Raw genomic sequence first — 22646 nt, forward strand, 5'->3', positions numbered from 1 at the left:
TGTTTCGGCCGCACACCACCGGGCCCCGTCCGGGCAACCGCACACCACCGGGCCCCGGCCGGACAACGCCGGCCGGGGCCCGGTCATCACACATCACGCAAGCGACGCCAACGCCGAGTTCCACGTCGCCGACGGCCGCATGATCTCCGCCGCCTTCGCCGGGTCGGGCTGGTAGTAGCCGCCGATCTCGGCCGGGGCCCCCTGCACCGCGTTCAGCTCGGCCACGATCGTCTCCTCCTGCGCGGCGAGCGTCTCGGCGAGCGGCGCGAACGCCTTCGCCAGCTCGGCGTCGTCGGTCTGCCGGACCAGTTCCTGGGCCCAGTAGAGGGAGAGGTAGAAGTGGCTGCCCCGGTTGTCGATGCCGCCGACGCGGCGGGTCGGGGACTTGTCCTCGTTGAGGAAGGTCGCCGTGGCCCGGTCCAGGGTGTCGGCCAGCACCTGGGCGCGGGCGTTGCCGGTGGTCTTGGCGTACTGCTCCAGGGACGGGACCAGGGCGAAGAACTCGCCGAGGGAGTCCCAGCGCAGGTAGTTCTCCTTGACGAGCTGCTGGACGTGCTTGGGCGCGGAGCCGCCGGCGCCGGTCTCGAAGAGGCCGCCGCCCGCCATCAGCGGGACCACCGACAGCATCTTGGCGCTGGTGCCCAGCTCCAGGATCGGGAACAGGTCGGTGAGGTAGTCGCGCAGCACATTGCCGGTGACGGAGATGGTGTTCTCGCCGCGCCGGATGCGCTCGACGGACAGCTTGGTGGCGTCGACGGGGGCGAGGATCCGGATGTCCAGGCCCTCGGTGTCGTGCTCGGCGAGGTAGGCGGTGACCTTGGTGATCAGGTTGGCGTCGTGGGCGCGGGTCTCGTCCAGCCAGAACACGGCCGGGTCGCCGGTGGCGCGGGCGCGGGTGACGGCCAGCTTCACCCAGTCCTTGATCGGGGCGTCCTTGGTCTGGCAGGCACGGAAGATGTCCCCGGCGGACACGGCCTGCTCGATCAGCGCGTTCCCGGCGGCGTCGACGAGGCGGACCGTGCCGGTGACCGCGATCTCGAAGGTCTTGTCGTGGCTGCCGTACTCCTCGGCCTTCTGCGCCATCAGACCGACGTTCGGCACCGAGCCCATGGTGGACGGGTCGTAGGCGCCGTTGGCGCGGCAGTCCTCGATGACGGCCTGGTAGACCCCGGCGTAGGAGGAGTCGGGGAGGACGGCGAGGGTGTCGGCCTCCTGGCCGTCGGGGCCCCACATGTGGCCGGAGGTGCGGATCATGGCCGGCATGGAGGCGTCCACGATGACATCGGACGGCACGTGCAGGTTGGTGATGCCCTTGTCGGAGTCGACCATCGCCAGCGCCGGGCCCTGGGCCAGCTCGGCGTCGAAGGACGCCTTGATCCCGGCGCCCTCGGGCAGCGCCTCCAGGCCCTTGTAGATCCCGCCCAGACCGTCGTTCGGGGTGAGACCGGCGGCGGCGAGCACGGCACCGTGGCGGGCGAAGGTGTCCGGGAAGAACGCGCGGACGACATGGCCGAAGACGATCGGGTCGGAGACCTTCATCATCGTCGCCTTGAGGTGCACGGAGAACAGCACGCCCTCCGCCTTGGCGCGGGCGACCTGCGCGGTGAGGAACTCGCGCAGCGCGCCGACCCGCATCACGGACGCGTCGACGACCTCGCCCGCGAGGACGGGTACGGAGTCACGGAGCACGGTGGTGGAGCCGTCGTCGCCGACCAGCTCGATCCGGAGCGCACCGGCCTCGGAGATCACCACGGACTTCTCGGTGGAGCGGAAGTCGTCCACGCCCATGGTGGCCACATTGGTCTTGGAGTCGCCGCTCCAGGCGCCCATGCGGTGGGGGTGGGTCTTGGCGTAGTTCTTGACGGAGGCGGGCGCGCGGCGGTCGGAGTTGCCCTCGCGCAGCACCGGGTTGACGGCGGAGCCCTTGACCTTGTCGTAGCGGGCGCGAATGTCGCGCTCCTCGTCGGTCTTGGGGTCGTCCGGGTACTCCGGCAGCGCGTAGCCCTGGCTCTTCAGCTCGGCGACGGCGGCCTTGAGCTGGGGGATCGACGCCGAGATGTTCGGCAGCTTGATGATGTTGGCCTCGGGCGTCTTGGCCAGTTCGCCCAGCTCGGCGAGGGCGTCCGGGATGCGCTGGTCCTCGGTGAGGTACTCCGGGAACACGGCGATGATCCGTCCGGCCAGCGAGATGTCCCGCGTCTCGACGGCGACACCGGCCTGCGCGGCGTACGTCTTGACCACCGGCAGGAAGGAATACGTCGCCAGGGCCGGGGCCTCGTCAGTGTGCGTATAGATGATGGTCGAGTCAGTCACCGGGTGCTCCGCTCCACGTCTGCAACATTGCTCGACATCAAGATATCTCGTGCCCCGGGGTGGCTCGACAGGGGTGCGGGGGGAATGCGGCGGGGGGATGGGATCCGGCCCGGGGTGATCGGATCCGGCCCGGGTAGGTCGGATCCTGGCGACGGGAGGTCGGGGAGGTCGGGGAGGTCGGGGACGCCGGGCGGCCTTCGGGCGGCGGAGTGCCCGTGTGCGGTGACTCCGCCGCCCTGTGACTCAGCCGAGCCGGGCGGAGGGGGTGTCGCCCGGTTCGTTGCCGGCCTCCGCGCCCCGCTGCTGCGGGATCACCACCGCGCCCTGCTGGAGCGCCACCGTCCGGGTCGGCGCCGGGATCCGGATGCCCTCCTCGCGGTACCGCCGGTGCAGCCGCTTGATGAACTCGTGCTTGATCCGGTACTGGTCGCTGAACTCACCCACGCCCAGGATCACCGTGAACCCGATCCGCGAGTCCCCGAAGGTGTGGAACCGCACGATCGGATCGTGCTCCGGCAGCGCGCCCTCGACGTCCTTCATCACCTGCCCGATGACCTCGTTGGTCACCCGCTCCACCTGCTCCAGATCGCTGTCGTACGCCACCCCGACCTGGAGCAGGATCGTCAACTCCTGTTCGGGGCGCATGAAGTTGGTCATGTTCGTCTTGGCGAGCTGGCCGTTGGGGATCACGACCAGGTTGTTGGAGAGGTTGCGCACGGTCGTCTGGCGCCAGTTGATGTCCTCGACATAGCCCTCCTCGCCGCTGCTGAGCCGGATGTAGTCGCCGCGCTGCACGGTGTTGGAGGCGAGGATGTGGATGCCCGCGAAGAGGTTCGCGAGGGTGTCCTGGAGGGCCAGCGCCACCGCGAGGCCGCCGACCCCGAGGGCCGTGATCATCGGCGCGATCGACACGCCCAGCGTCTGGAGCACCACCAGGAAGCCGATGGCCAGCACCAGGACCCGGGTGATGTTGACGAAGATGGTGGCGGACCCGGCGACGCCGGACCGGGACAGCGTCACCGACTGCACCGTCCCGGCGATCAGCCGGGCCGCCGCCGCCGTCACCACGAAGATCAGCAGGACGGTCAGGGTCTGATTGGTGTGGTGCTGCACGGTCGGGGTCAGCGGCAGCACCGCCGCCCCCGCCGCCGCGCCCCCGACCACGGCCGACCACGGCACCACGATCCGCAGCGCGGCCACCAGCACGTCGTCGCCGTTCCAGCGGGTCCGGCCCGCCTGCTTGCCCAGCCAGCGCAGCAGCACCCGCAGCAGGAACGACGCCAGCACGCCCGCGGCGAGCGCGATCCCGGCGAGGATCAGATCGTCCAGGGTCAGCGCGCGGTCCATCGGCCACCTCCGGTCGGACGCGGGGCGACGCGCGGGGGCGCCGACGGGCGGAGGGGCAGTGTCGTCACGTTGGTCACCTGTTCGGTTCCGGAATGTGCGAAGCGCAGGCACCCCGCCCGCCGCGACGCGGACCGGGTGCGCGCTCATACTGCCGTACGGGGCACACCAGTTCGTACGAGGGAGGGGCGGCCCGCCTGTCTCGGGGGGACCTCGGATCGAGTCGGGGCGCCTTGGGTCGACTCGGGGTGCTTCGGGGCGCTTCGGGGTGCCTCGGGTCACGTTGGCCACGTTGGACCGTCTCGGGTCACGGGTTGGAACGGCTCGGGTCGGCCGGGGGCCGCTCGGGTGCTCTCGGGCCGTCCGAGAGGTCGTCCCGGATCGGCATCGGGTCGGCTTCGGACCGGCCCAGGTCGCTTCGGACCGGCCCAGGTCGGGTCAGGTCGCCTCGGACCGGCCCAGGTCGGGTCGCCTCGGACCGGCCCAGGTCGGGTCAGCCCGGGGTCACCGGGGCGCCGGGGTCTGCCGGGGGCGCCGGGGTCACCGGAGTCAGCCGGGTCAGGTCGGCCGCGGTCGGCGCAGGCCGGGGCAGGGCGGAGCGGCGCGCACGGGTCGGCTCAGATCACCTTCAGCCGTACCAGCGCCCCCAGCGTCAGCGCCCCCGGCAGCAGCGGGACCCACACCGTGATGATCCGGTAGGCCAGCACCACCGCCGTGGCGAGGGCGGCCGGGGCGCCCGCCGCCACCAGGGCGACGATCAGCGCCGCCTCGACCGAGCCGAGACCGCCCGGGGTCGGGATCAGGGCCACCGCGACCGTCGCCGCCAGATAGGCGAGCGCCATGTGCCAGGGCGGCACCGGCAGCCCCAGGGCCGTCCCGACCGCCGCCAGACCGGCTGCCTGGAGCGCCGGGAAGGCCAGCGACCCGCCCCACAGCGCGAACGCCCGCGCGGGCCGGGTGTGCACGGTGCGGGCCTCGCCGAGGGCGGTGCGGACGAAGGTGAGCACGGGGGTGCGCAGCCGCCGGACCAGGGCGAGGAGCGTCAGGGCCAGGACCGCCGCGCCGCTCAGCGCGGCCAGCAGGGGGAGCGCGGTGCCGTTCGGGAGCAGCGAGTCGACGCGCAGGGCGTGCGGGAACGCGACGAGCAGCGCCGCCAGCAGCCCGACCCGGGCCACCGACTCGGCCAGCAGATACAGCGCGACCGCCGCCGAGGACCGGGCCGGCGGCAGCCCGCACACCGTCATGAACCGCAGATTGACCGCGCCTGCACCGAGCCCGCTGGGCAGCAGGTGGTTGGCCGAACCGGCCGCGAACTGGGTCACCAGCAGCCGCAGCGCGGGCAGTCGGTCCACCACCGCGCCCTGCCGGGTCACCGCCGCCGCGACCCAGGTCAGACAGGTCGCCCCGGCCGCCACCAGCAGCCACGGCCACTGCGCCGACGCCAGATGCCCGAACCCCGCGACCAGTACCGCCCGGTGCTGCACGGCCACGGCCGCCACCAGCGGCAGCGGCAGCAGCGTCAGGATCCGGCGCACGGGCAGGCGCCGGAGCAGGCGGGAGCGGGTGGGACGGGGAGTGTCGTCCGGCGGTTCCTGTGCGGCGGTCACACTCGCAGAGGGTCGCCGCGGCGCGTCAACGCCGGGTTGCGGACGCGCGGACGGCCGCTGGACGGCGGCTTACGGACGGCCGCGCGGACAGCCGCTCTCGGGCGAGTCGCGCGGTGGTGCCGGAAACCGGTGATCGCGGGCGGGCGGAAAGCGGCGTTCCGGGTGGTGTGTGTGAGGGGTGACACATTCGGCCATTTTGGCTGGTTCTGGGTGACAGGGTGGGGGCGTGCTCGACGACACCGACCGCCGGATCATGCGTACCCTCACCCGCGACGGGCGGACGCCCTACACCACGCTCGCCCGTGAGCTGGGGGTGTCCGAGGGGACCGTACGGCAGCGGGTGGCGCGGCTCCAGGAGAGCGGGGTGCTGCGGATCGTCGCCCTGTGCGACCCGCTGCGGCTCGGGCACCAGTCGGTGCGGCTGATGATCCGGGTCCGCGACCTCACCCCGCGCGCGGTCGCCAAGACCCTGTCCGGCATGCCGATGATCAACCATGTGGCGCTCTGCGCCGGGAGCCAGGACATCTTCCTGGAGGGCACCTGCCGCGACCAGGCCCAGCTCGTCCAGCTCCTCGACGACATCCGGATGCTGCCCGGCGTCTCCCGGGTGCAGGTGCTGCTGCTCCTGGAGCTGTTCAAGGACTACTCCTGGCAGGGGCTGGCCAGCGCGGTGGGGCAGGGCGTCGCCGAGGAGTAGGGCCTCGCCGAGGAGCAGGGGAGTAGGGGCGCAGCCCCGCCGGTCCACCCGCCCCGCTGGTCCGCCTGCCGCGCCGGGCCGCGCGCCGCGCCGGTCCACCCGCCCCGCCGAGCCGCCCGCAACGCCGGTCCCCCCGCCCCGCCGGTCCCGCGCCGCACCCGGCCGGGTCAGCCGGGCAGGATCCGTCGGTCCGGGCGGGCCGGGACCTCCCGGAACCCCTCCCACAGATACGAGTCCTTCATGACCTCCAGCACCGTCAGCGCCTCCGCGTGCGCGACGCCGTTCACCCGGCGGACCCGCTCGGTGAGCAGCTCGGCGAGGTGCTCCAGATCCCGGCAGCGGACGTCCGCGATCAGGTCGTAGGGCCCCACACAGGACGCCACGTACCGGATCTCCGGCATCCGGGACATCTCGCGGGCCACCAGCGCCACCGGGATGTGGTGCACCCGGACCGCGAGATGGACCTCCATCTCGCCCATCCGCACCGCGTCCGTCATCCCCACGACCTGGACCACGCCCTTGCGCTGGAGGCGCTGGTAGCGGGCCCGGACCGAGGCTTCCGACAGGCCGACCGTGCGGCCGATCTCGGCGAAGGAGCGGCGTCCGTCCACCCGGAGCTGGTCGATGATCTGCCGGTCGAGGTCATCGATCACCGGGGTCTCCAGAAGGGTGGCGGGCCCACAGCGCTGTGGGCCGAAGGGGCAGTGCTTGCTGTATGCACCTATATGCGGCCGACCCTTCGGGTGTCAAGGTCGCCGGTCACATCCCCGGCCTCCTGCGATACGCGTGGAAACCGGGACCGTTTTCCACGGGATTCGTTGCCGACCCGTCTTTCGGCTCCTCGTCCGTTCCCGCACTCTTTTCCCATTCGCCACCTCCGCCCCCACGGCGAGGCGCGCGCCCCGGGCCCGTACCGCCCCCGCCTCGGCATCGCGGTAGCGCCCGCATCCGCCTCGTACCGCACCGGACAAGGAGTTCCGCACATGCACAAGACCCCTCCCCGCGCCCCGACTCCCCGGCGGGTCCGGCGGTGACGGTCACCACGGCCGGCACCGGGCGGGCGGGCGCGGGCCGGTCCGGTGCGCAGTCCCCGTCCGGCGGCCCCGCCGCCCCCGCCGCACCGCCGCGCGCCCGCCGCGCCGCGGTCACCACACTGCTCCTCGCGCCCGCCGGGATCACCGTCCTCGGACTGGTCCTGGTGCCGCTGCTGCTGGTGGTGCGCAACAGCTTCGCCTCCTCCGACGCCTACGGCGGCATCGAGGGCGGCTGGACCCTGTCCAACTACCAGGACCTGATGGACCCCGTCTATCTCAAGGTCTTCGGCTACAGCCTCGGCATGGCCGCCCTGAACACCGCGGTCTGTCTGGTGCTCGGCTATGTCGTCTCGTACTACCTCGCCAGCCGCTCGCCGCAGCGGCAGATGCTGCTGCTCCTGCTGATCATCGTGCCGTTCTGGACCGACTTCCTGGTCCGGACGTTCGCCTGGATCAACCTCCTCAGCCCCGGCGGCCCCGTCAACAGCCTCACCAACGCCCTCGGCCTCACCGACGGCAGCACCCAGTGGATCCCCAGCCAGGGCGCCTCCTTCATCGGCCTGGTCTACGCCTTCCTGCCCACCGCGATCTTCCCGATCTACGCCTCCCTGCGCGGCGTCGACGGCTCCCTCGGCGAGGCCGCCCGTGACCTCGGCTGCGGCTGGTGGCGGGTCCACACCCGGGTCCTGCTGCCCATCGCCCGGCCCGGCATGCTCGCCGCCGCCCTGCTCACCTTCATCCCGACCCTCGGTGTCTTCGTCATCCCCGTCCTGCTCGGCGGCGGACGCGACCAACTGGTCGGCAATCTCATCGTCACCCTCTACACCGAGTTCCGTAACCAGCCCATGGGCGCCGCCGCCTCGGTCGTCCTGCTGCTGCTGATGGTCGCGTCGATGGCGGTGTTCGGACTGGCCGCCCGGCGGCTGAGGAGGAAGTCGGCATGAAGCACGCCCTCGACACCGTCACCGCCTGGCTGGCCCGCGGCGTCATCGCCTTCCTCTACGTCCCGATCGTCGTCGTGGTCGTGCTCTCCTTCAACGACTCCGAGGTCACCTACAAGTGGGCCGGTTTCTCCACCCGCTGGTACGGCACCCTCGCGGAGAACACCGAACTCCTCGCCGCGCTGCGCATCAGCGCCGAGACCGCGCTGATCTCGGCCACCCTCGCCACCCTGTGCGGACTCCTCGCCGCCATGGGCATGGCCCGGCTGCGCTCCCGTGGCAAGGCCCTCTTCTCCGGCGGGCTGTTCCTGCCGCTGATCATCCCCGAGATCGTGCTCGGCGTGGCCCTGCTGTCCGTGTTCGGCGCCCTGCACGCCGACCTGGGCCTGACCACCCTCGTCCTCGGCCATGTCGTGGTGACCCTGCCCTACGCCAGCCTCATCGTGCTCGGCGCGCACGCCGCCCTCGACCCCTCCCTCGGCGAGGCCGCCACCGACCTCGGGTGCAACCCGTGGCAGTCGTTCCGGCGGATCACGCTGCCGCTGCTGCGCCAGCCCCTGCTGGCCGCCTGGCTGCTCAGCTTCACCATCTCGTTCGGCAACATCGTGATGTCGACCTTCACCAACGGCGTCGGCAGCACCACCCTCCCGCTGCGCGTGTACTCGATGCTCAAGGGCGGACTGACCCCCGAGATCAACGCGCTGGGCACGCTGCTCGTGCTCTTCACCCTGCTGATCATCGTCGGCGTGGGCCTGCGGCAGATGCGCCGGGTCCTGCTCGGCGCCGACCGCGCCTGATCCCCCGCTGCCCCTCTCCTCTCCGGTACTTCATTTCATGAAAGGCACCACTCCCATGCGCGCAAGAAGTGTCTCCCGGGCCACCCTCGCCATCGCCGTCACCACCGTCACCGGGCTGCTCGCCACCGGCTGCGGCGGCTCGGACTCCGGCTCCGCGTCCTCCGGCGGCGGCAAGGAACTCAACATCTACGCCTGGGCCGGGGAGATCCCGGACACCGTGGTGAAGAAGTTCGAGCAGGAGACCGGCATCAAGGTCACCCTCGACACCTTCGACAGCAACGAGACGATGACCGCCAAGCTCAGCTCCGGCTCGGCCGGTTACGACCTGGTGGAGCCCAGCCAGTACAGCGTGCAGCAGCTCATCGGGCAGCAGTTGATCGAGCCGCTCGACCACTCCCGCATCAAGGGCCTGGACAACCTCGCCGACAAGTTCCGCGACCCGTCCTACGACCCCGGCAACAAGTACTCCATCCCCTGGATCTGGGGCACCACCGGCTTCGCCTACAACGACACGTGCATCCCGTCGGCGACCAGTTGGAAGACCCTCTTCGACGCCCAGTACAAGGGCAAGGTGTACATGCTGGACAACATGCTCGCCGCGTACATCGCCGGGCTCCAGGTGACCGGCTCCCGCGCCACCAGCACCGACGAGGGCGAGATCAAGGCCGCCACCGACGCCCTCACCGACCAGAAGAAGATCCTGGCCGGCTACAACTCCACCAACTACCCGCAGCTCCTGTCGACCGGCCAGGCCTGCGCCGCCCAGGCGTGGAGCGGCACCGCGATGGCCAAGGTGGTCGCCGCCAACCCGAACGTCCACTATGTCCTGCCCGAGGAGGGCGGCTCGATCTGGACCGACGGCCTCTCCATCCCCAAGGGCGCCAAGAACACCGACGCCGCCTATCAGTTCATCAACTACCTGCTCCAGCCCGAGATCGCCGCCATGGCCACCGACGACGGCGGCAGCGCCAGCACCAACGCCAAGGCCCGCGACTTCGTCAAGGACAAGAAGGCCCTGGAGAACCCGGCCGTCTACGCCTCCGACGAGGCCATCGCCAAGGCGGACTTCCTGCTCGACCCGGGCAAGGCGATGACCCACTTCCAGCAGGGCTGGACCAAGGTGAAGGCGTCCTGACCATGAGCATCACGAAGACCGCGCACCGGGCGCCGAACCCGGCCCGCCACGATCCCGACGCCCCTGCCGTCCGCCTCACCGGCGTCGGCAAGAGCTTCGGCACCACCGTCGCCGTCACGGGTGTCACCCTCGACATCCGGCGCAACGAGTTCTTCTCCATCCTCGGCCCGTCCGGCTGCGGCAAGACCACCCTCATGCGGATGATCACCGGCTTCGAGACCCCCACCGAGGGCACCGTCGCACTCGGCGGCGCCCCCGCCAACTCCGTCCCCCCGCACAAGCGCGACCTCAACATGCTCTTCCAGAGCTACGCCCTCTTCCCGCATCTGTCGGTCGCCGACAACGTGGCCTTCGAACTGAAGGTCCGCAGGTCCCGCCCCAAGGCGGAGATCGCCGACGCCGTCCGCGAGGCCCTGGCCCTGGTCCGCCTGGAGGGCTACGGCGAGCGCTCCATCGCCCAGCTCTCCGGCGGCCAGCGCCAGCGCGTCGCCATCGCCCGCGCCCTGATCGGCCGCCCCTCCCTGCTGCTGCTCGACGAACCCCTCGGCGCCCTCGACCAGAAGCTGCGCGCCGAGATGCAACTGGAGCTGAAGAAGATCCAGCGCGAGGTCGGGGTGACCTTCGTGACCGTCACCCACGACCAGGAGGAGGCACTCACCATGTCCGACCGCATCGCGGTCATGGACGGCGGCCGGGTCCTCCAGGTCGACACCCCCGAGGCCATCTACGAACGCCCCGCCACCCGGTTCGTCGCCGACTTCATCGGTACGTCGAACTTCCTCACCGGCACCCTGGACGGCGGCTTCCTCGACGTCCCCGGCCTCGGCCGCCTCGCCCTCCCCGACGGCCACGGACTCACCGACCGCACCGCCGCCCATCTCGCGGTCCGCCCCGAGAACATCCGCCTGGCCGCCCCCGGCACCGACCTCCCGGACTGCGGGACCGTCCTCGACGGCACCCTCCAGCAGATCGTCTACCTGGGCAACGCCACCCGCCACCACCTCACCCTCGCCGACGGCACCGAACTGATCGCCGAGTCCCGCGGCGCCGACCGCAGCGGACTCACCGCGGGCGCGCCGGTCCGCGCGGGGTGGGCCCCGGAACGCTCCCGGCTGCTCGCCGAATGAGCCCCGCACCCCTCGCCCCCCGCCCCGCACCCCCCATCAAGGAGATACGACCGTGAAGGTCGCCGCAGCCCAATTCGCCCCGACCGCCGACGCGGCGGCCAACCTCGCCGTCATCGAGGAGATGACCGCCGAGGCCGTCGCCGCCGGCGCCGAACTGGTCGTCTTCCCCGAGGAGTCGATGCTCCCGTCCGACTTCAGCGACGAGACCGACATCCAGCTCAGGGACCTCGCCATCGCCCACTGGGACCCCTTCCTGGAGGGTCTCGCCCGGATCGCCCGCACCCATGGCGCCGCCCTCATCGCCGCAGGCTACGAGGACAGCGGCACCGCCCTCCCCTACAACACCATGGCCGCCGTCGACGCCGACGGCGAGGTCCTCGGCCTCTACCGCAAGATGCATCTCTACGACGCCTTCTCCTACAAGGAGTCACGCCGCATCCAGCGCGGTGACACCGGCCCGGTCGTGGTCCGCATCGGCGACTTCAACGTCGGCCTCGTCAACTGCTACGACATCCGCTTCCCCGAGTTCACCCGCTCCCTGGTCGAGATGGGCGCCGATCTGCTCGCGGTGTCGGCGGCCTGGGTCAAGGGCCCCCTCAAGGAGGACCACTGGCAGACCCTGCTGCGCACCCGCGCCATCGAGAACACCTGCTGGGTCGTCGCGTCCTCGCTCACCACCCCCGACTGCATCGGTATGTCGATGGCCGTCGACCCGCTCGGCGTGGTGCGCGCCGCGCTCGGCGAGGAGGAGCGCTCCCTGCTCGTCACCGACGCCGACAAGGACCGCATCGACCGGGCCCGCACGGTCCTGCCCGTGCTCCGCAACCGCCGCATCATCATCGGACCGAGGTGACCCACCCCATGCCCCTGGACATCCGCGACCTCCCCGCCCCGGCGGACCCCGCCCTCGTCGGCCGCCTGCACACCGTCGACTTCCCCACCCTCGGCCACTATCTGGAGGAGGGCTTCTGCGACCCCGCCCTCCAGCGCCAGGCCGGCACCGGCAAGCTCGTCGGCCGGGCGGTGACGGTCCGGATCACCGCGACCGACTCCACCGTCCTGCACCACGCCGTCGGACTCGTCGGCCCCGGCGACGTGGTCGTCATCAACACCGGCGGCGACCGCCGCCACGCCCCGCTCGGCGAGGTCGTCGCCAACGCCCTCGCCGCGCGCGGCGCGGCCGGAGCCGTCGTCGACGGCCTGTGCACCGACATCGACGCGCTGCGCGAGGTGGGCCTGCCCGTGTACGCGTACGGCCGCACCCCGCTCACCACCAAGCTGCACGGCATCGCCGACGGCTCGATGTGCGCGCCGATCACCTGCGGCGGGGTCCCCGTGCACGCCGGTGACCTGGTGCTCGGCGACGCCAACGGCCTGCTCGTCGCCCCCGCCGCCCGGCTGGCCGCCGTCCTGGACGAGGCCCTCGCGGACGACGCCGAGGAACCCGCGCTGATCGCCGAGGTCAACGAGGGCAAGCCGCTCGGCTCGCTCACCGGCGCCACGGAGACCCTCCGCGCCCTGGGCGCCCTCATCTGATCCACCCATCCCTCTACCCCGTAAGGACCACCGTGTTTCTGAAAGCCGCCGTCAACGGCGGGCGCTCCCGGACCGAGCACCCCACCGTCCCGGTCACCGCGGAGCAGATCGCCGCCGACACCGCGGCGGTGCTCGCCGCCGGAGCGGACGTCGTCCACTTCCATGTCCGCACCGAGGACGGCGGGCAGACCATCCGCCCCGACGCGCTCGCCGAGGTGCTGGCCGCGATCCGGGCCACCGCCCCCGACGCGGTGGTCGGCACCACCACGGGCCTGTGGACCTGCTCCGGACCCGAGGAGCGCTACGCGCTGGTCAAGGCGTGGGAGGTGCTGCCCGACTTCGCGTCCGTCGCCTTCTGCGAGGAGGGCGCGGCCGAGACCGCCGAACTGGTCGTGGAGCGCGGGATGGTGCTGGAGAGCGCCGTGTGGACGATGGACGACGTCCCCGCGCTGCTGGCCTCGCCCACCCTGCACGTCAACGTCCGCATCCTGATCGAGCCGGTGGAGGAGGACCCGGACGAGGCGGTCGCGGCGGCCCGCGCGATGGCCGCGCGGATCCTCGCGGCCGGGGTCACCTGCCCGATCCTCTACCACGGCGAGGGCGCCACCGTCTGGCCGCTGGTCCGCGCCGCCGCCGAGGACGGCCACCAGGCCCGGATTGGCTTCGAGGACGGCACCGAACTCCCCGACGGCACAACGGCCCCCGACAACGCGGCGCTGGTCCGGGCGGTGCGGGCACTGGGCTGACCCCCGGTCGGCCGACCGCGGCGGACCTAGGCGGATTTCACTTCGGCAACTCGGTTGCGGAAGTGAAATCCGCCTTCGTCGTCGGCGCCTTCGCGGTCGGTGCCCTCGTCGTCGGCGCCTCGGCCGCCGGTGGCGGGCGTCAGTGGCCGGTGGAGACGGAGACGGGGTGCGCGGTGTCCGCGAGCAGGGCTGCGGGCGCCATGGCCAGCGCCAGCGGCAGCGCGGTCGCGGTGAGTGCCCCGGCCAGCATCAGCGCCGCCACCGGACGGCTCGCCCGGCGGGGCGCCGCCCCGATCAGCCGGCGGATGCGGGCGGCCGGGTCGGGCCCCGTCATCGCGGACAGGCCGACGGCGCCGGAACAGGCGTCCGGCGCCGCCGAGGACAGCTCCAGCAGCGCCCTGGCGACCGTACGGCGGCCGTGGCGGTGGGCCGCCTGGTCGTCGGCGGCCATCTCGGCGAGCTGGCGGACCTGACCGGCGTACCCGCGCAGCAGGCCGGTGCGGTGGAACGCGGCCGTGAGGATGTCGGCGGCCAGGATCGAGCGGTGGTGGCGCAGCCGCAGATGGGCCCGCTCGTGTTCCAGGGTGGCGGCGAGTTCGTCGTCCGTGAGCAGATCGAGGGCGGCGCTGGTGACGACGATCCGCGCCGCCCGGCGCGAGCCGGGGATGCAGAAGACGGCGGGGGAGTGGTGGCGCAGCACCCGGACCGGTGGCTCACCGGCCGCGGCGGGCACGGCACGCGGATCGCCGTCCGACCGGGCGTCGGCGGTCAGCCGGTGCCGGTCGCGGGCCTGCCGCAGCCGCAGGGTGCGGCGCACGGTGAGGCCGGACAGGACGCCGGTGCCGAGCGCCAGGGCGAGCAGGGCGGCCTCGGCGATCCCGGCGGCCTGCCAGGCACCCCCGTAGGCGGCGTGCACCCGGTGCATATCGGCGTGGAAGACCCACACCATGATGTGCTCCCACAGATCGTGCGCGGTCAGGGCGAGGGCCGCGGTCAGCGACACCAGCAGCCCGGCCGCGCAGGCGTGCCAGACGCGCAGCGCCGCCTGCGGGAAGCGGGTCGTCCAGCGGGCACGGGCGAGGAGCCGGGCGGCGGGGCCGCCGATCAGCAGGGTGTGGCCGAGCAGGGCGGCGATGACCAGCACGGCGCGCCCCTCAGCTCCCCGCCCCGGGACGCTCCGCCGCGTCGTCCCCGGGCAGCGCGTCCAGCGCCTGGCGCAGCGCGGCGGCCTCGGCGGCGTCGAGCCGTCCGGCGAACCGCAGCAGCGCCCCGGCGCGGTCGGCGGACGAGTCCAGGGCCTCGGTCATGAGCTGGGCGGAGTAGTCGTCGGCGGTGCGCAGCGCGCTGTAGCGGAACGAGCGGCTCACCTTCTCCCGGGTCAGCCAGCCCTTGGCGCGCAGCCGTTCGGTCACCGTCATGACGGTGGTGTACGCCAGATTCCGGCCCTCGGTGTTGAGGGCGTCGGTGATGGTGTGGATGGTGACCGGCCCGTCGTCCGCCGCCGCCCACAGCACCCGCATGACATCGGCTTCCAGCTCGCCGAATGGCCGCATCGTCCTCGTACCGCCCCTTCTCGGTGCCACCGCCGGGCGCTGAGGCCGTCCCACGCCCGCCGGGGAACTCTACCCGCCGTCGCCCACCGCCCCCACGGCAATTCCTACCTGCTATAGAAGTTCTATCGAGTGTAGTAGTTTCATTCGCGCGACGACCACCCCCGTATCCCGACCCGTATCCCGACCCGTATTCCGCCCCATATCCCGAGGATCAGCGCAGTGACCCGTTTCGCCCGCACAGGGCCGCCGTTGACGACGGCGGTGCTCCTGTTCGCCACGGCCTGCACGGCCGCGCCGGACACCCCCGCCACCCCGAACGAGACCACCACCGTCTCCCTACCCGCACCCCCGTCTCCGTCCCCGCCCTCGGCCGACGCCGCCGTACGGGCCGTCCCCGACGAGCAGTGGCAGCGGATGCGGGACACCGGAATGATCCGCGCGGGCTGCCCGATCACCTCCCCGGACCAACTGCGCCGCGTGGAGATCAACCACTACGACTTCGAGGGGAAGGTCCGGCGGGGGGTGCTGGTCGTCAACGCCGACACCGCCGACACCGTGGTCCGGGCGTTCACCGCGCTGTTCGACGCCGAGTTCCCGATCCGGCGGATGCGACCGCTGGAGGAGTACGGCGGGGACAGCACCGCCAGCCTGGCGGCGGACAATACCGCCGCCTTCAACTGCCGCCGCGAGGACCAGATCAACGCCCCCGCCCAGGAGTCCCCGCACGCCAACGGCCGCGCCATCGACATCAACCCCCTCGAAAACCCCTGGAAGGACCTGCGCTGCACATGCTGGCAGCCGACCGCCGAGTACCGCGAGCGCGTCGAGGGCCGGGGCAAGATCCTCGAGGGCGGCCCGGTCTGGCGGACGTTCCGTGACGAGGGCTGGATCTGGCAGAACATCGACGTGCCCGACTACATGCACTTCGACACCGGGTACCCGTCGAAGCCGTACGAGGGCCCTGGCGCGCGGCCGACGGCGACGGAGGGGGAGGACGAGGGTGAAGGGGGCGCGCCGGCGCCGTGAGCGGCACCCGGCACCCGCCCCCCGATGTCAGGGCGTCGGGGGGCGGCGGGGCGCGGGCAGTGCGGGGCCGGGCAGGGTCTTGGCGTACAGCAGGAAGCGGACGCCGTCCGGGGTGCGGGTCTCGCCGTCGGGGTGCCAGCCGCGCCGCTCGTAGTAGGGCCCGGCGCCGCCGGGACCGGCCGCGGTGACCAGGGAGATCCGGTCGCAGCCGGCCAGGACGGCGAAGTCGGTGAACCGCTCGATCAGCACACTCCCGATACCGAGCGAGCGGGCCCGCTCGGAGACGGCGACATGGGAGAGGACCCCGCTCCGGGCGGGGCGGGTGCGCGCGGCGCCGGGGTCCTGCTCCGGCACCGGTTCCGGCGCGGGCGGAGCCGGCAGCAGTGCGCGGAGCCGGCCGGGCAGCAGTGTGCGGAGGTAGCGGGGCAGGCGGGTGCGGAGGAAGCGGGCGGCGACGGCGGGGCGCAGGGCGAGCGCGGCCAGGCCGCGCAGGGCCAGCCCGAGCCCGTGGTCGCGCAGCAGATGACGGCGGTGCAGCGCCGGGTCGATGACGCCGACCAGATAACCGACCGGTTCGCCGTCCAGCTCGGCGACGAACCCGGTGGCGTGCGGGCTGGTGAGGTGGGTGCGGGTGTACGCGGTGAGGAAACCGCGCCCGAGGCGGGCGAAGAACCCGCCGGGAAAGTGCCGCAGATGCTCGCCGACGACGTACGCCAGATGCTGGGTGTCCATGAACCGTACGGTGACCAGCCCGCCGCCGGGTTCCCCGGCACCCGGCGAGGGGCCGTCGCGGAGGGCGGTGACCCGCAGTTCGGCGGTGGGGTGATCCGGCTCGGAGGGGGCGGGGTGATCCTGCTCGGAGGGGGTGGGGGCAGTACTCGGCAGCGCAGCGGCGCGAAGGTCGGCGTCCACGTCCTCAAATTACTACGGGCTGTAGAAATAAATCTACTACGGGGGGTAGAAAGTTGCGGAGTGGGGGCGGGAGTGGGATCGGGGGTGGGAGGTTCCGGTATTGGGGGGCGGGGATGTCGGTCGCCGGTCCGGGGCGCCCGCCCTCGCCCCGACACGCCCCGGCCCGCGTCCGTTTCCGTGTCATCGCCGCAGCAAACCGGCCATCTGCCGGACGAGTTGACCGGATGCCCCCGGAACGGCGGTCGATCACCGTCGGCGGGCGGTTAGGATCACGGCATGGTTACGGCCCGGTCGCCCTGGTGTGTCGGCGGACCCCGCTGCGGTGCGGGTCCGCTGCTGCGCGTGATGGCGCTGGCGCTGCTCCTGTTCGGCGTTCTGGTGACGCACGGCGCGTCCATGGAGGGCGCCGAGAGGCACCTCCCCGCCAGCGCCACGGCCCCCGTCGCGGCCCCGGCCGCGCAGCACCGGGACACCGTCGCCGACCCGGCCCGGCCGTACGCCACCGACGCAGGCGACCGCCACGGCGGTCACGAACCGACCCACCCCGGCGACCACTGCGCGTCCGGCCAGCCCCAGCAGAACTCCGCCTCCGCCGCCCCCTCCTTCGCGGCGTCGGTCCGTGCCGCGCACGGCGCCGGGGACCCCTCGGCCGACCCCGCATCCGCCGCAGGGGCGCCCGCTGACGGGACGTCACCCGCAGCGCTGAGAGCGGCCTCCGTGGTCCGCCGGACCTAGAAAGCACGGCTTCCGCCACCCTCACCGGCCATCGGTCTCCCCGCTCCCGGCCGATCACACCCGACGAACTCCCTTGCCGTACCCCTTTCCCCCGGTCCGGCCCTGTTCGTCGGCCCCGTCCTGCCCCCACCCATGTCCACGGCCTTCCCCGGCACTGCCGGAGGCGGTCGCGGCACGGAGGACCGAACCCGTGCTTCCCCACCCCCACCCCCTCACCCCCCTCCCACCCGCCCCGGGAACTCCCTGCGGCCCACCCCACCGGCACCGCCTCGCCCCGCTGCTCCGCTGCGCCGTCGTCATGGCCCTGGTGCTGTGCGCCGTCCTGCACGGCGTGCCCGCGGAGGCCGCGCACCGATCGGCGCCGCCTCCCACCGCCCCGACGACCCTCGCCACGAGCGGCGTCGACGGCGGCCATGGCCACCACGCTCCCGAGGGCTGCGCGCCACAGGCGCTGATCCGCCCCGAGGCCCAGACGGCGCTCTCCGCCGGGGACCTTTCCCTCGCCGTACCTGCCCTCGTCGTCCTCGCCGCCCTGTCCGCCGCCGCGGCGACGTCCGGGCCCCTCGTACCACGGGAGATCCGCAGACCTCGCGCCGCGCGCACCGGGCGCGCGGCGCTGGTCCGAACGTCCCGGTGGCGGATCTAGACCGCCCGACGCCCCGCCCGACGACCCGCCCGCCGCCCAGCCCTTCGGCTGCCGAACCCTCCGGGACCCGCACCACCTGACCGCGGATCCGCGATCCGCCATGCCGTCGGACAGCCATGCGGTCACGCCGTCACGCCGTCACGCCGTCATGCCGTCAGGAACGGGCGCGAGTTGAACGCGCGCCGCGCCGGTCCCCCCTCCGCAGTGCATTCCGCACCGTGCGTGCGTCCCCGCACAGCGCATCCCTCCCCAGTCATCGAACGAGAGCGAACACCCACGGACATGCAGTCATCATCGACCCGGCCCCCGACGAAGCCCGGCACCCCCTCCACCCCCTCCACCCCTTCCCCCGCCCTCTCCGGCCTCGTGGGCAACACCCCCCTCCTGCACGTGTCCGAGCCGCTGGCCCCCGCCGGACGCGGCTTCTGGGCGAAGCTGGAGGGCTTCAACCCCGGTGGCATCAAGGACCGTCCGGCGCTGCACATGGTGGAGCGGGCCCGGGCCCGCGGGGACCTGCGCCCCGGCGCGAGGATCATCGAGTCCACCAGCGGCACCCTGGGCCTGGGCCTGGCGCTGGCCGGGATGGTCCACGGCCACCCGGTGACCCTGGTCACCGACCCCGGGCTGGAACGGTCCATGACCCGCCTGCTGACCGCGTACGGCGCCCAGGTCAACGTCGTCGCCGAGCCCCACCCCACCGGCGGCTGGCAGCAGGCCCGCCGCGACCGCGTCCAGCGGCTGCTGGAGCAGCACCCCGGCTCCTGGTGCCCGGACCAGTACGGCAACCCCGACAATGTGGCCGCCTACACCCCGCTGGCCCTGGAACTCGCCGCCGAACTCGGCCATGTCGACGTCCTGGTGTGCAGTGTCGGCACCGGAGGGCACTCGGCCGGGGTCTCCCGGGTGCTGCGGCAGCTCTACCCGGAGGTGACCGTCGTCGGCGTGGACACCACCGGCTCCACGATCTTCGGCCAGCCCGCCCGGCCCCGCCTCATGCGCGGCCTCGGCTCCAGCATCCACCCCCGCAATGTGGCCTACGAGAACTTCTCCGAGGTGCACTGGGTCGCCCCGGCCGAAGCGGTCTGGACCTGCCGCCGCCTCGCCGCCTCCCACTACGCCACCGGCGGCTGGAGCGTGGGCGCGGTCGCCCTCGTGGCCGGCTGGCTGACCCGCACCCACCCCGCCGGCACCCGGATCGCCGCCGTCTTCCCCGACGGCCCCGAGCGCTACCTCGGCACGGTCTACGACGACGACTACTGCGCCGCCCACGGACTGCTGGACGCCCCGCCCGCCCCCGAACCCGACCTGCTCGGCCGCCTCGACGAGAAGGAGGTCACCCGCTGGACCCGGTGCACCACCGTGGTCGACCCCCTCACCCTGCGCGCCGCCACCAGCCCGCACGCGCACGCGCAGGCGCATAAAAACGGGGACGGGGACGCATCGGGGGAGGCCCGATGAAAGGGCTGTTCACGCAGGTCCGCTCCTACGAGCGCAGCGTCCAGTTGCTGATGCTGAACCAGTTCACCATCAACCTCGGCTTCTACATGCTGATGCCCTACCTCGCCGCCCATCTCTCCGGCACCCTCGGCCTGGCCGGCTGGGTCGTCGGACTGGTGCTCGGCGTACGGAACTTCAGCCAGCAGGGCATGTTCCTGGTCGGCGGGACGCTGGCCGACCGGTTCGGCTACAAGCCGCTGATCATCGCCGGGTGCGTCCTGCGGACCGTCGGCTTCGCCACACTCGGGCTGGTCGGCTCGCTCCCCGCGCTGCTCGCCGCCTCGGCCGCCACCGGGCTGGCCGGCGCCCTGTTCAACCCCGCCGTACGGGCCTATCTGGCGGCCGACGCGGGGGAGCGCAGGGTGGAGGCGTTCGCCCTGTTCAACGTCTTCTACCAGGCCGGGATCCTGCTGGGCCCGCTGGTGGGCATGGTGCTGACCGGGGTGGACTTCCGTGTCACCTGCCTGGTGGCGGCCGGGATCTTCGCGCTGCTGAGCGTCGTACAGATCCGCGCGCTGCCCGCCCGGCGGGCCGGGGAGCGACCCCCCGGCGGCGAGCGGGTGCTCACCCAGTGGCGGGGCCTCCTCGCCAACCGGCCGTTCCTGCTCTTCGCCGCCGCCATGACCGGGTCGTACGTGCTGACCTTCCAGGTGTATCTGGCGCTGCCGCTGGAGGTGCGCCGCCTGGGCGGCGACGGGGAGTTCGGCACGACGGCGGTGGCGCTGCTGTTCGCCGTCTCGGGGCTGAGCACGATCCTCGGCCAGACCCGGGTGACGGCCCGGTGCAGGGCGCGGTACGAGCCCGGACAGGCGCTCGTGCGGGGGCTGGCGGTGATGGCGCTGGCGTTCGTCCCCCTGCTGGCCGCCACAGCCGTGCCCGTGCCCGCCGCCGGGGCTGGACTGTGGCTGCTGGCGGCGGTGCCGCCGACGCTCGCCGCCCTGCTGCTGGCCATCGGCACGATGATCGCCTACCCGTTCGAGATGGACACCATCGTCCGGCTCTCCGGCGACCGCCTCGTCGCCACGCACTACGGGCTCTACAACACGATCTGCGGCATCGGCATCACCGTCGGGAATCTGGGTACGGGCGCGGCGCTCGACGCGGCCCGCTCGGCGGGGATGCCCGCACTGCCCTGGGCCGTGCTCGCCGCGCTCGGCCTGGCCTGCGCGGCGGCGCTCCACGGGCTCCACCGCGCCGGACGGTTGGCGGCTCCGCCGACTGCGGCGGCTGCGGCGGCGGTGCGCGCGGCGACCTGACCACCGGTGGTGTGCGGCCGGGGGGCTGCGGCGGAGGCCCCTCGGGCCATGCCCACCAGCCAATGCCCACCAGCCAATGCCACCGGCCGATGCCCCCCGGCCGATGCCCCCCGGCCGATGCCCCCCGGGCCTACGCCTCCCCCTGACCTACGACCCGCTGACAAACGGCTGGCCGGCGTCCGGCCGACCGGCCAGGGTCCCGGCGTCGTGGTAGAACAGCCGGTTCTCGACGATCTTCCCGTCCCTGACGGTGTACTGCTCGATGAAGTGCGTCGGCTTCCCGGTCGCGAGGTCCGGGACGCCGACGCACGCGGCGACCCGGTCACCGTCGGCGAGGGTGTAGTGCACCGTGATCGCGGAGAGGTCGAGATACTTCCCCAACTCCCCGGCGAGGGCCAAGAACTCGTCCCTGCCCCGGTAGACCCGCCCGAAGGGCAGGAAGAGCGGCTCGGCGACGACGACATCCTCGGACAGATACGACAGAACCCCCTCCATATCGCCGCTGCTCGCCGCCGCGAACATGGCGAGGACGACCTGGCGGTTCCGCTCGGTGAGCGAACTGGCTGCGGTCATGGTGTGCTTGCTCCTCCTCCGGAGTGAAGGCGCTCCCGTGGCCGGGAGTCCGCCGACGGCCGCGGCGATGGCACCGCGAGCGGCCGGGACCCAGCCAACAGCGCCGCCCCGCACCTCCGGCAGGCACGGCGAAGAGGGGTACTCACAGGGCCCCCTTCCCAGCCGTCGGCCGGGGCTACCCTCGCTCGCATGGACGAGAAGGAGACCGCGCGGGCGGCGGTCCGCGAGTTCCTCACCTCCCGCCGCGCCCGGGTCACCCCGGCCGATGCCGGTCTCCCCGCGCAGAGCACCCGCCGCCGGGTGAAGGGACTGCGCCGGGAGGAGGTCGCCCTGCTCGCCGGGGTCAGCCCGGAGTACTACATCCGGCTCGAACGCGGCCGGGCGACCGGCCCCTCCACCGGGGTCGTGGGCGCCGTCGCCGACGTCCTGCGCCTGGACGACGACGAACGCGTCCACCTCGACCGGCTGCTCGCCGCCCTCACCCCCACCCCCGCCGCCACCCGCGAACGCCCCCGTGCCACGGCGGGGGACCAGGTCGCCCCCGGCATCCGCATCATGCTCGACGCGCTGGACCACCTCCCCGCCATGGTCCTCAACGGCCGTTTCGACATCCTGGCGGTCAACGCGCTGGGCCGCGCGCTCCTCGCCCCGATCCTCGACATGCCCGGCCGCCCCAACAGCGCCCGCTTCCTCTTCCTGGACGAGCCCCGGGCGCGGGACCTGTTCCCCGAGTGGGACCGGATCACCGCCGACTCCGTGGCCATGCTGCGCATCGAGGCCGGCCGCCATCCCGACGACCCCGAGCTGACCGAGCTGATCGGCCAGCTCACCGCCCGCAGCGAGGCATTCCGCACCCGCTGGGCGACCCAGGACGCACGGGTCCACCGCACCGGCGCGAAGACCTTCCGGCACCCCCTCGTCGGAGTCCTCACCCTGCCCTACGAGACCCTCCGCATCGAGGCCCGCTCCAGCCAGGTCCTCTGTGTCTACACCCCCCGCCCCGGTACCCCCGAGGCCGACGCGGTCCGCCGCCTCGCGAGCCTGAACGCCGCCGCACCGGACGGGGGACGGTCGGGCGCCGGGGACTGCCCATCCGTACCGACTTCAACCGCCCTACCGGGAAAGGGACTTGACGCGTGATGGGGTGGTTCGAGCATCTGTCGGGTCGAAG

Annotated in this window: 22 protein-coding genes; 14 read left to right on the forward strand and 8 right to left on the reverse strand. The window is 72.9% G+C overall.

The annotated features are described in order from the left end of the window. Positions 1-93: 93 nt before the first annotated feature. The 3 genes from AB0O01_RS09570 to AB0O01_RS09580 form a co-directional block, all read right to left on the reverse strand. Positions 94-2313: an NADP-dependent isocitrate dehydrogenase gene (locus AB0O01_RS09570; protein WP_365311923.1), complete on the reverse strand. Its 2220-nt coding sequence runs from the start codon at positions 2311-2313 to the stop codon at positions 94-96. A gap of 243 nt (positions 2314-2556) precedes the next feature. Then, entirely contained in the window at positions 2557-3660 is a 1104-nt protein-coding gene (locus AB0O01_RS09575; protein WP_365311924.1) for a mechanosensitive ion channel family protein, read from the reverse strand. A 614-nt stretch (positions 3661-4274) separates the two neighbouring features. After that, positions 4275-5192: a lysylphosphatidylglycerol synthase transmembrane domain-containing protein gene (locus AB0O01_RS09580; protein ID WP_365312430.1), complete on the reverse strand. Its 918-nt coding sequence runs from the start codon at positions 5190-5192 to the stop codon at positions 4275-4277. Between the two features lie 298 nt (positions 5193-5490). On the opposite strand from AB0O01_RS09580, the gene AB0O01_RS09585 reads away from it, so the two are divergent. Beyond that, positions 5491-5961, forward strand: coding sequence for an Lrp/AsnC family transcriptional regulator (locus AB0O01_RS09585; protein ID WP_355741431.1), 471 nt, complete (start codon positions 5491-5493; stop codon positions 5959-5961). A gap of 167 nt (positions 5962-6128) precedes the next feature. Here AB0O01_RS09585 and AB0O01_RS09590 read toward each other — a convergent pair whose 3' ends face one another. Then, positions 6129-6614, reverse strand: coding sequence for an Lrp/AsnC family transcriptional regulator (locus AB0O01_RS09590; protein ID WP_365311925.1), 486 nt, complete (start codon positions 6612-6614; stop codon positions 6129-6131). A gap of 377 nt (positions 6615-6991) precedes the next feature. Between AB0O01_RS09590 and AB0O01_RS09595 the strand changes: the two genes are divergently transcribed. Genes AB0O01_RS09595 through AB0O01_RS09625 form a run of 7 tightly spaced genes read left to right on the forward strand, consistent with a single transcriptional unit; the run spans position 6992 to position 13277 of the window. After that, positions 6992-7939: an ABC transporter permease gene (locus tag AB0O01_RS09595; RefSeq protein ID WP_365311926.1), complete on the forward strand. Its 948-nt coding sequence runs from the start codon at positions 6992-6994 to the stop codon at positions 7937-7939. After that, complete coding sequence (locus AB0O01_RS09600; RefSeq protein ID WP_365311927.1) at positions 7936-8733, forward strand: ABC transporter permease; 798 nt, start codon at positions 7936-7938, stop codon at positions 8731-8733. The genes AB0O01_RS09595 and AB0O01_RS09600 overlap by 4 nt, the downstream gene beginning before the upstream one ends. 55 nt (positions 8734-8788) lie before the next feature. Next, positions 8789-9868: a spermidine/putrescine ABC transporter substrate-binding protein gene (locus tag AB0O01_RS09605; protein ID WP_365311928.1), complete on the forward strand. Its 1080-nt coding sequence runs from the start codon at positions 8789-8791 to the stop codon at positions 9866-9868. A gap of 2 nt (positions 9869-9870) precedes the next feature. Next, a complete protein-coding gene (locus AB0O01_RS09610) occupies positions 9871-10995 on the forward strand; it encodes an ABC transporter ATP-binding protein (RefSeq protein ID WP_365311929.1) in 1125 nt (374 codons plus the stop codon). 52 nt (positions 10996-11047) lie between these two features. Continuing rightward, positions 11048-11848 (forward strand): carbon-nitrogen hydrolase family protein, encoded by an 801-nt coding sequence (locus AB0O01_RS09615; RefSeq protein WP_365311930.1) that lies wholly within the window; start codon positions 11048-11050, stop codon positions 11846-11848. Between the two features lie 8 nt (positions 11849-11856). Continuing rightward, positions 11857-12531 (forward strand): RraA family protein, encoded by a 675-nt coding sequence (locus tag AB0O01_RS09620; protein WP_365311931.1) that lies wholly within the window; start codon positions 11857-11859, stop codon positions 12529-12531. Positions 12532-12563: 32 nt separating this feature from the next. Next, on the forward strand, positions 12564-13277 hold the full coding sequence (locus tag AB0O01_RS09625; RefSeq protein ID WP_365311932.1) for a 3-keto-5-aminohexanoate cleavage protein: 714 nt from the start codon (positions 12564-12566) through the stop codon (positions 13275-13277). 139 nt (positions 13278-13416) lie between these two features. Here AB0O01_RS09625 and AB0O01_RS09630 read toward each other — a convergent pair whose 3' ends face one another. After that, positions 13417-14421: a M56 family metallopeptidase gene (locus AB0O01_RS09630; RefSeq protein WP_365311933.1), complete on the reverse strand. Its 1005-nt coding sequence runs from the start codon at positions 14419-14421 to the stop codon at positions 13417-13419. Between the two features lie 10 nt (positions 14422-14431). Beyond that, a complete protein-coding gene (locus AB0O01_RS09635; RefSeq protein ID WP_365311934.1) occupies positions 14432-14830 on the reverse strand; it encodes a BlaI/MecI/CopY family transcriptional regulator in 399 nt (132 codons plus the stop codon). Between the two features lie 219 nt (positions 14831-15049). Between AB0O01_RS09635 and AB0O01_RS09640 the strand changes: the two genes are divergently transcribed. Then, positions 15050-15856 (forward strand): M15 family metallopeptidase, encoded by an 807-nt coding sequence (locus AB0O01_RS09640; protein ID WP_365311935.1) that lies wholly within the window; start codon positions 15050-15052, stop codon positions 15854-15856. Positions 15857-15883: 27 nt separating this feature from the next. Here the strand turns inward: AB0O01_RS09640 and AB0O01_RS09645 are convergent, their stop codons facing one another. Continuing rightward, the gene (locus AB0O01_RS09645) at positions 15884-16768 is read right to left on the reverse strand and encodes a GNAT family N-acetyltransferase (RefSeq protein ID WP_365311936.1); all 885 of its coding nucleotides are present in this window, start codon (positions 16766-16768) and stop codon (positions 15884-15886) included. A 276-nt stretch (positions 16769-17044) separates the two neighbouring features. Between AB0O01_RS09645 and AB0O01_RS09650 the strand changes: the two genes are divergently transcribed. The 4 genes from AB0O01_RS09650 to AB0O01_RS09665 all read left to right on the forward strand — a co-directional run bounded on the left by AB0O01_RS09650 (position 17045) and on the right by AB0O01_RS09665 (position 20902). After that, complete coding sequence (locus AB0O01_RS09650) at positions 17045-17503, forward strand: hypothetical protein (RefSeq protein WP_365311937.1); 459 nt, start codon at positions 17045-17047, stop codon at positions 17501-17503. 190 nt (positions 17504-17693) lie between these two features. Beyond that, positions 17694-18149: a hypothetical protein gene (locus AB0O01_RS09655; RefSeq protein WP_365311938.1), complete on the forward strand. Its 456-nt coding sequence runs from the start codon at positions 17694-17696 to the stop codon at positions 18147-18149. A 282-nt stretch (positions 18150-18431) separates the two neighbouring features. Further along, the gene (locus AB0O01_RS09660; RefSeq protein ID WP_365311939.1) at positions 18432-19607 is read left to right on the forward strand and encodes a PLP-dependent cysteine synthase family protein; all 1176 of its coding nucleotides are present in this window, start codon (positions 18432-18434) and stop codon (positions 19605-19607) included. Continuing rightward, positions 19604-20902, forward strand: coding sequence for an MFS transporter (locus AB0O01_RS09665; protein ID WP_365311940.1), 1299 nt, complete (start codon positions 19604-19606; stop codon positions 20900-20902). The genes AB0O01_RS09660 and AB0O01_RS09665 overlap by 4 nt, the downstream gene beginning before the upstream one ends. Positions 20903-21049: 147 nt before the next feature. Here the strand turns inward: AB0O01_RS09665 and AB0O01_RS09670 are convergent, their stop codons facing one another. Further along, positions 21050-21475 (reverse strand): nuclear transport factor 2 family protein, encoded by a 426-nt coding sequence (locus AB0O01_RS09670; protein WP_365311941.1) that lies wholly within the window; start codon positions 21473-21475, stop codon positions 21050-21052. A 189-nt stretch (positions 21476-21664) separates the two neighbouring features. Here AB0O01_RS09670 and AB0O01_RS09675 point away from each other — a divergent pair, with 189 nt between their 5' ends. Further along, positions 21665-22615 (forward strand): helix-turn-helix transcriptional regulator, encoded by a 951-nt coding sequence (locus AB0O01_RS09675; RefSeq protein ID WP_365311942.1) that lies wholly within the window; start codon positions 21665-21667, stop codon positions 22613-22615. Positions 22616-22646: the final 31 nt, after the last annotated feature.

This window comes from Streptomyces sp. NPDC093252, assembly GCF_040683675.1.
Taxonomy (GTDB): Bacteria; Actinomycetota; Actinomycetes; order Streptomycetales; family Streptomycetaceae; genus Streptomyces.

Bases quoted from the DNA above. Each gene is read 5' to 3' on its own strand.
- AB0O01_RS09675 (WP_365311942.1), top strand. From the start codon at position 21,665: ATGGACGAGAAGGAGACCGCGCGGGCGGCGGTCCGCGAGTTCCTCACC.
- AB0O01_RS09650 (WP_365311937.1), top strand. From the start codon at position 17,045: ATGGTTACGGCCCGGTCGCCCTGGTGTGTCGGCGGACCCCGCTGCGGT.
- AB0O01_RS09665 (WP_365311940.1), top strand. From the start codon at position 19,604: ATGAAAGGGCTGTTCACGCAGGTCCGCTCCTACGAGCGCAGCGTCCAG.
- AB0O01_RS09620 (WP_365311931.1), top strand. From the start codon at position 11,857: ATGCCCCTGGACATCCGCGACCTCCCCGCCCCGGCGGACCCCGCCCTC.
- AB0O01_RS09660 (WP_365311939.1), top strand. From the start codon at position 18,432: ATGCAGTCATCATCGACCCGGCCCCCGACGAAGCCCGGCACCCCCTCC.
- AB0O01_RS09575 (WP_365311924.1), bottom strand. From the start codon at position 3,660: ATGGACCGCGCGCTGACCCTGGACGATCTGATCCTCGCCGGGATCGCG.
- AB0O01_RS09670 (WP_365311941.1), bottom strand. From the start codon at position 21,475: ATGACCGCAGCCAGTTCGCTCACCGAGCGGAACCGCCAGGTCGTCCTC.
- AB0O01_RS09605 (WP_365311928.1), top strand. From the start codon at position 8,789: ATGCGCGCAAGAAGTGTCTCCCGGGCCACCCTCGCCATCGCCGTCACC.
- AB0O01_RS09610 (WP_365311929.1), top strand. From the start codon at position 9,871: ATGAGCATCACGAAGACCGCGCACCGGGCGCCGAACCCGGCCCGCCAC.
- AB0O01_RS09635 (WP_365311934.1), bottom strand. From the start codon at position 14,830: ATGCGGCCATTCGGCGAGCTGGAAGCCGATGTCATGCGGGTGCTGTGG.
- AB0O01_RS09600 (WP_365311927.1), top strand. From the start codon at position 7,936: ATGAAGCACGCCCTCGACACCGTCACCGCCTGGCTGGCCCGCGGCGTC.